The sequence below is a fragment of the Clostridioides sp. ZZV15-6597 genome, assembly GCF_020657815.1.
Taxonomy (GTDB): Bacteria; Bacillota; Clostridia; order Peptostreptococcales; family Peptostreptococcaceae; genus Clostridioides.
The window spans coordinates 1-7,051 of sequence record NZ_JAGWCT010000154.1 but is presented as its reverse complement, the minus strand read 5'-3'; the positions used below and the strand labels follow the sequence as shown (position 1 = coordinate 7,051).

9 protein-coding genes and 1 riboswitch are annotated in these 7,051 nt (G+C 25.7%); of the genes, 7 read left to right on the top strand and 2 right to left on the bottom strand.

Translation table 11 applies throughout. From position 1 onward, the window contains the following. Positions 1–70 precede the first annotated feature (70 nt). From KGF52_RS19750 to KGF52_RS19720, 7 genes are all read left to right on the top strand, one after another. Complete coding sequence (locus KGF52_RS19750) at positions 71–787, top strand: ABC transporter permease (RefSeq protein ID WP_227828480.1); 717 nt, start codon at positions 71–73, stop codon at positions 785–787. A gap of 96 nt (positions 788–883) precedes the next feature. Continuing rightward, positions 884–1,138, top strand: a complete 255-nt coding sequence (locus KGF52_RS19745; RefSeq protein ID WP_227841358.1) for a helix-turn-helix transcriptional regulator — start codon at positions 884–886, stop codon at positions 1,136–1,138. After that, positions 1,119–1,574 carry a peptide deformylase gene (def, locus tag KGF52_RS19740; RefSeq protein ID WP_227841357.1) on the top strand — a complete coding sequence of 152 codons (456 nt, stop codon included), beginning with the start codon at positions 1,119–1,121 and terminating at the stop codon, positions 1,572–1,574. The genes KGF52_RS19745 and def overlap by 20 nt, the downstream gene beginning before the upstream one ends. A gap of 51 nt (positions 1,575–1,625) precedes the next feature. Next, positions 1,626–2,087 carry a pyrimidine dimer DNA glycosylase/endonuclease V gene (locus KGF52_RS19735; protein ID WP_227841356.1) on the top strand — a complete coding sequence of 154 codons (462 nt, stop codon included), beginning with the start codon at positions 1,626–1,628 and terminating at the stop codon, positions 2,085–2,087. Between the two features lie 49 nt (positions 2,088–2,136). Continuing rightward, positions 2,137–3,039, top strand: coding sequence for an SPL family radical SAM protein (locus tag KGF52_RS19730; RefSeq protein ID WP_227841355.1), 903 nt, complete (start codon positions 2,137–2,139; stop codon positions 3,037–3,039). Between the two features lie 351 nt (positions 3,040–3,390). After that, entirely contained in the window at positions 3,391–4,221 is an 831-nt protein-coding gene (locus KGF52_RS19725; protein ID WP_227828485.1) for a class I SAM-dependent methyltransferase, read from the top strand. Positions 4,222–4,464: 243 nt separating this feature from the next. Further along, positions 4,465–5,691 (top strand): RtcB family protein, encoded by a 1,227-nt coding sequence (locus KGF52_RS19720; RefSeq protein ID WP_227828486.1) that lies wholly within the window; start codon positions 4,465–4,467, stop codon positions 5,689–5,691. Between the two features lie 188 nt (positions 5,692–5,879). On the opposite strand, the gene KGF52_RS19715 is transcribed toward KGF52_RS19720, so the two are convergent. Then, positions 5,880–6,080 (bottom strand): cold-shock protein, encoded by a 201-nt coding sequence (locus KGF52_RS19715; RefSeq protein ID WP_131044449.1) that lies wholly within the window; start codon positions 6,078–6,080, stop codon positions 5,880–5,882. A 227-nt stretch (positions 6,081–6,307) separates the two neighbouring features. Further along, a complete protein-coding gene (locus tag KGF52_RS19710; protein WP_227435413.1) occupies positions 6,308–6,484 on the bottom strand; it encodes a hypothetical protein in 177 nt (58 codons plus the stop codon). 52 nt (positions 6,485–6,536) lie between these two features. Beyond that, a riboswitch (cyclic di-GMP riboswitch) is annotated at positions 6,537–6,633 on the bottom strand. Positions 6,634–7,051: the final 418 nt, after the last annotated feature.

The window sequence follows — 7,051 nt, the reverse complement described above, 5'->3', positions numbered from 1 at the left end:
CTATAATAGTTTATTTTATAACATATTATTTTGTTTGTAGTATTTGGAAAAAGGTAGGTGGCATAAAGTTATGATAAAAATTATTAATGCTTTTAGACAAGAATTTGAGCAAATAAAATGTGATGCTATGCTTTTTGTAGTATGCATTTCTCCAATATTATGTGGAGGTCTTATAAAATTTGGAATACCATTAATTCAGAATATATTAATTGATAGCTCTTATTATCAATTAACTTTAGAACCATATTTTTTAGTATTTGACTTGCTTTTAGCTTTCATAACACCTTTTATGTTCTTTTTTGCTTCTACTATGGTTATGTTAGGAGAAATTGATGATAATATTTCAAAGCACTTGATAATCACTCCTATTGGAAAAAGTGGTTATCTTATTTCAAGACTTGGAATACCAGCTATCTTAGCATTTGTCATTACAGTAATTTTATTATTAACTTTTTCGCTAACTAAAATTTCTTTTTTATTAAATTTAGCAATTTCTTTAGTAGCTTTGATGCAAGGAATTATTATATCAATATTAATAACTTCTTTATCATCAAATAAATTAGAAGGTATGGCACTTACAAAGTTATCAGGTCTTTTTATGTTAGGTATTCCAGCACCATTTTTTATTTTAAATAAAATACAGTATATTTTATTTTTCTTACCATCATTTTGGTTAGCAAAGGCATTTAAGGATAGTAACTACATATATATTTTTATCTCATTTATTGTATCATTAATTTGGATTGTTTTATTACTTAAAAAATTCAATAAAAAAATATCTAGTTAAATAGATTATTAAAATAAATGTAAGGTTGACTTGACATAAAAATTGGAAAATGTTACAGTTTAAATGTAAGGTTAACATTACATGAATGGAGTATATATGAAAAATAAAATCAAGGTATTAAGAGAAAAATTGGGGTTAACGCAAGAACAACTAGGAGAATTAGTAGGAACATCTAGGCAGGCTATAAATGCTATAGAGACTGGTAAAAATGAACCTTCAATATGGTTAGCATATGATATTTCAAGAGTTTTTAATGAACCAATTGAAAATATATTTTTATTTGAAGAGAGTGAGAGAAAATCAAGAGCTCAGATAAGTAGGGGTGAATATTATGGCTCTAAGAGAGATTAGAACTTTTGACGATGAAATTTTAAGAAAAAAGAGTAAGAATGTAGAAAAAGTAGATAATAAGATAAGAGACCTATTAAATGATATGGCAGAAACGATGTACAACACGCCAAATGGTGGGGGTTTAGCTGGATGCCAAGTAGGAATACTAAAACGCTTAGTTGTTATAGATTTAGGAGAGGGACTTATTAAACTTGTTAATCCTGAAATTATTAAAGAAGAAGGAGAGCAAATTGTTGTTGAAGGTTGTTTAAGTTTTCCTGATGTATGGGGAAAATTAAAAAGACCTAAAAAAGTCACAGTTCAAGCTTTAAATGAGAATGGCGAGAAAATAACAATTAAAGGCTCAGGGCTCATGGCAAAATGTCTTTGTCATGAGATAGACCATTTGAATGGCATAGTTTTTACAGATAAAATTATTGAACGTGTGAAACTATAATGTAATTTAAGTACTAAATTTAGAGAATATTTTATAGTGAGGAGTTAAATTATGAGATTATGGCATAAGGATTTAATTGATGTATTACCTAAAAATCAATTAGTAAGTCAATGGAGAGAACTATTCGCTATAAAAGGTTCTATAGAGAAAAAAGGTACTCCAAATCATCTATTAGTAAATAAAGTATTAAATTATAGTATAGATGAATTTAAATTTTATGCAAAAGTTATACATGATGAAATGGTGAAAAGGGCTTATAGACCTAATGAAACTAAGTTTATAGAAATGCTAAAATGGAATAATAACAATTTTTCAATGGATGTATCTGTATTACATAATCTAAATTTAGAAACTTTATATAGAGATTGGCATAATGAAGTATATTTAAAACAATGTCTATATAATTTAGAAGAAAAAGCAATGTGTGGAGGAATATCCATGAATGAATGGAATATATTACTTTGTAAATACGGTGCTGACTATGACTTATGGTATGGTAATAGCTTACTTTAATTACTATAATTTAATATTATGGTATGATTAGATGTAAAGAGGTGATTGTTTGTATAATAAAGTAAAATATACTCCAATAAATTGTGAAACTGCTTGTAATAAACTAAAAAGAAGTATGCCGTATAAATGGGATTTAAATATTTATCGTGGTTGCGAACATGCATGTAAATATTGTTATGCTATCTATTCACATAAGTATATGAATTCTGGTAATTACTTTGAAGAAATTTATGTAAAAACAAATATAATAGAAAAACTTGAAAAACAATTGAGTAGTAGTAAATGGAATAGAGAAGTAATTAATATAGGGGGAGTGACAGATAGCTATCAGCCTATAGAAGCTGAGTATAAGATTATGCCAGAAATATTGAATCTATTAATTAAATATAAAACCCCAGCGATTATTTCTACAAAATCAGATTTAATTTTAAGAGATTATGATTTGATTGATAAATTATCTAGAATTACATATATTAACATAGCTTCTACAATTACAACAGTAGATGAAAAGACACAAAAGCTCATTGAACCGAATGGAGTAGATTCAATGAGAAGATTTAAAATGTTAAAGGAATTTAGAAAAACTAACGCTTCAGTTGGTCTTCATATTATGCCAATTATACCTTATATTACAGATAATTTTGATAATATAAATTCATTGTTTAGATACGCAAAAGAAAGTAATGTACACTATGTGTTACCTGGAACTTTGTATTTAAGAGGTGTAACTAGAGGTGTTTTTTTTGACTTCATTAAAAAAGAATTTCCTGATTTATTTGATAAATTATCAATACTATATAGTACAGGTTCAGCAAATAAAGAATATAAAAACCAACTTTATAAAATGGTCAATCAACTTAGAAATAAGTACTCTTTATCAAGTAGTTATGCCAAAATAATGAAAGAAAAATTAAAACATTCAGGTGATATTCAGTTATCTTTTTTTGATTAATTTTAGATATAATAAGCTACTTCTAAATTGACTATTATAAATTATCTAAACCAAAATTCATTGACAAATAAATATAATAAATATATAATGTATCTATAAAATAAAAATATGAAAGGATGATGTTGTTCGGCGTACTTGATATCATAAAATCGTTGATGTAAGTATTGCTGGAAAAGAGTAGATAAAATCAAATTTAATAAGTAAACAAAATAAAGCGATAGTTTTATTGTTGTGCTTAAAAATATTTGGTTCTATTTTACTCTTATTTAAATTCATCTTTTTGAAGTTAAACCACAGAGTAAAATCTGTGGTTTTTTTGTTTTATAAATAAACTTTAAGGAGTGGTATGTTTTGTTAAACAAATTATGTATGTATTTAGAAAGACCAGAACTTTATAAGGAAAGTAAAGTTAATTTTTGGGATGATGAATATATCTCAAAACAGTTATTAAAAGCGCATTTAGATGTTGATTTTGAAGGAGCAAGTAGAAGTCTAGACTTTATTAATGATTCTGTAGATTGGATAGTTAAAGTTGCATCTCCAGATAAGTATCCAAATTTAATTGATTTAGGATGTGGACCAGGACTATATGCAGAAAGATTTGCACAGAAAGGTTATAAAGTAACTGGGATTGATTTTTCAAAGCGCTCTATTAATTATGCACAAAGTAGAAATGAAGAGAAAAATCTAAATGTAACATATTTATTTCAAAGTTATTTAAATATGAATTACAGTGAAGAATTTGATATAGCTACTTTAATTTATTGTGATTATGGAGCTTTATCAACTAAAAGCAGACGTCTATTAATGGAGAATATTTACAAAAGTTTAAAACCTGGAGGAAAGTTGATATTAGATGTATTTACAGTAAATAAATACAATGATTTTAAAGAAGTTAAAACATGGGAAATAAATGAAAAAGGAGGATTTTGGAGTAGTGAAAGATATGTGTGTATACAAGATAATTGCAAATATAGTGATTACAATACATTAGAACAAACTCTTGTTATAACAGAAGGAAATGAAAATGTATTTTATATTTGGAATAAATACTTTTCAAAAGAGAGTTTTTTAGCAGAAATTAAAGATATTGGTTTTAAATCTATTGAATTTTTTAATAATGTCAAAGGTGAAGTATATTCTGATGATAGTATGACTATGGGATTAGTTTTACAAAAATAGTAAAAAAATGATGAATATGTTTAAATGAATAAAAGCTTGAAATCTATAATAATATCACATAAGAAAAGTATATATATTGAAAGATGGACATTTTTATGTTATTTTTAATACATTATAAATTTGATTATATAAAAATAAAAGTAATATTTTTGTTATTATTTTTTATATAAAATTTATTTGAATATATTTTTTAACGGCATATGATATAAAATTTAATATATAGTTTAGAAGGATGTGGTATTAGTGTTAGAGATTCAAGGGAAATACAATAAAGCAAAAATATTTACAGATAATGTAGACAGTACAACAATAAGTCAAATAATAGAATTATGTAATCAGGAATTTACAACAAAATCTAAGATAAGAATAATGCCAGATTGTCATGCAGGTTCTGGCTGTGTAATAGGTACTGTAATGACAATACAAGATAAAATCGTTCCAAATCTTGTTGGAGTAGATATAGGGTGTGGGGTTATATGTGTAAATCTGGGTAAAGTTGATTTGGATTTAAAGCAGATAGATGATTTTATAAGAAAAAAAATACCTCATGGATTTAATATAAACAAATATAGTAAAGCAAACTATAAAAAAGAGATAGAATCACTATATTGTATAAAAGGCATAGGAAAAGCTACAGAGGAATATAATCGAGCTATTGGAAGCCTTGGAGGGGGAAATCATTTTATTGAGTTAAATGAAGATAGTGAAAAAAATAAATATTTAATAATACACTCTGGTAGTAGAAATCTTGGTAATAGGGTAGCAAAATACTACCAAAAAAAAGCTTATGATTACTATATTAGAATTAGTAATAATTTTGAGGAAGATAGTAAAAGACTTGTTGAGCAGTACAAAAAGGAAAATAGAGAAGAAGAAATTCAGGATGCATTGATATCGCTTAAAAAAGAACATAACTTTACTCCTAAAATACCAAAAGATTTATGTTATTTAGAAGGCAAATTGATGGAAGATTATCTTCATGATATGGATATTATACAAAAATATGCTGAATTAAACAGAAATACAATGGCTAAAAGAATAATTGAAGAATGTATAGGTCTTAAATTCAATGATTTATACCATTTTCAAACTATACATAATTATATAGAAATTGAAAACAGAATACTAAGAAAAGGAGCTATAGCATCATATGAAGGAAGAAAGTTATTGATTCCTATAAATATGAGAGATGGTGTTATTTTGGGAGTAGGAAAAGGAAATTTAGATTGGATTAATTCTGCACCTCATGGAGCAGGACGTATACTTTCAAGAGGAGAAGCCAAAAGAAGTATAAATATGAAAGATTATGAAGAATCTATGAAAAATATATTTACAACGAGTGTAAATATTAAAACCATTGATGAAGCACCTCAAGCGTATAAGCCAATTGATGAGATTGTAGAAAATATAAGAGAAACAGTTGACATAATTAATATATTGAAACCAATTTATAATTTTAAGTCAAATTAACAATTTGGAAGATTAAGAAAATACAGTAATCTTAATCTATATAAAAAAATAAAATTTATAAAAAAGGAGTACAAAAAATAGTACTCCTTTTTTATATAGAGGTTCAGAAATAAGGATTAATAATTATCTTATATATACTAGCAATAAAAAAAGACCCTCAAAAGAGTCTTTCCCGAAAAATCTATATATTATAATATAGTTATATTTTCTGCTTGAGGACCTCTAGCACCTTTAACTATATCAAAGCTTACTTGTTGACCTTCTTCTAATGATTTAAATCCTGAAGTTTGTATAGCTGAGAAATGAGCAAATACATCATCTCCACCTTCCATTGATATAAAACCAAATCCTTTTTCATTATTAAACCATTTCACTATTCCATTATTCATTAAAAATACTCCTATTAACCTGTATCAAGATATACTTGATTTAATTGTGTATTACCACAAATACTATTGTATCATAGATTAATAGAAATGTCTATGTAATTGTATTTTTTAGTTAACATTTTTGGTTATTCTTAATATTAAAAATATATTTAAGAGTTTTGTATTACTATATATTAATATAAATGTAGATAAAACTAAAAAGGGTTCTTCTAGAAAACAAAATCTATTTAATTATACTTACTTACCAATACCATCACTTGATGTAAGCAATTTTCTACTACATTTTCTCCGTACTCTAGTATAAAATCATCTAATTGTGTATCTATAAAATCACAATAATCATATGAACTACCAATATAAGCAGTTAACATATGTGTACATCTATCCATTTTATCTCTAAACATATATTATTATCCCCCTAAAAAACTTTCATAAAAACAAAAAGAACAATATCTTTTTGGCAACTGGCTGACATAACTTATAAGATATTTTACAAGTCTTAGTCCCTATAGCTTTGCGTCACTAAATTTCTCTAGTTTTGCCGATTTAGTTTTATTCTACAATTTAATAATACAACGAAATCAGTTATTATTCAACATCATTGTTTGAAAATTTGAAAATTGAATAAATTTATAAATATGAATGTCGTTTTATTTTAGAAAAAATAATCTAAAAATGTAGAGTATATAGAAAAATTTACCTGTAGTTTTTGTATAAAAAAGCTCCTATTATTAATTTAAGCTAGATTGAATTTGAGGAAGTGACATAAAATGGAGCAACAAGAGGTAGTAGAGAAACTGCACAGAGGGGAATTGATGCTGATGGAATATATGTGGAGTAAAAAATCTATTCTATCTAAAAAAGAAAATAGTAAGTTTTAAATCAAACTATGATGTGCTAGTAATTAAAAAAGAATATTTAAGTGCTAGAAAAGAAGAAAGGTGTATAAGTAAAGATAATAACTTTTTCAT

Excerpts from the sequence above, each read along its gene's own strand:
- def (WP_227841357.1), top strand. The coding sequence starts at position 1,119 with ATGGCTCTAAGAGAGATTAGAACTTTTGACGATGAAATTTTAAGAAAA.
- KGF52_RS19735 (WP_227841356.1), top strand. The coding sequence starts at position 1,626 with ATGAGATTATGGCATAAGGATTTAATTGATGTATTACCTAAAAATCAA.
- KGF52_RS19715 (WP_131044449.1), bottom strand. The coding sequence starts at position 6,080 with ATGAATAATGGAATAGTGAAATGGTTTAATAATGAAAAAGGATTTGGT.
- KGF52_RS19710 (WP_227435413.1), bottom strand. The coding sequence starts at position 6,484 with ATGTTTAGAGATAAAATGGATAGATGTACACATATGTTAACTGCTTAT.
- KGF52_RS19750 (WP_227828480.1), top strand. The coding sequence starts at position 71 with ATGATAAAAATTATTAATGCTTTTAGACAAGAATTTGAGCAAATAAAA.
- KGF52_RS19745 (WP_227841358.1), top strand. The coding sequence starts at position 884 with ATGAAAAATAAAATCAAGGTATTAAGAGAAAAATTGGGGTTAACGCAA.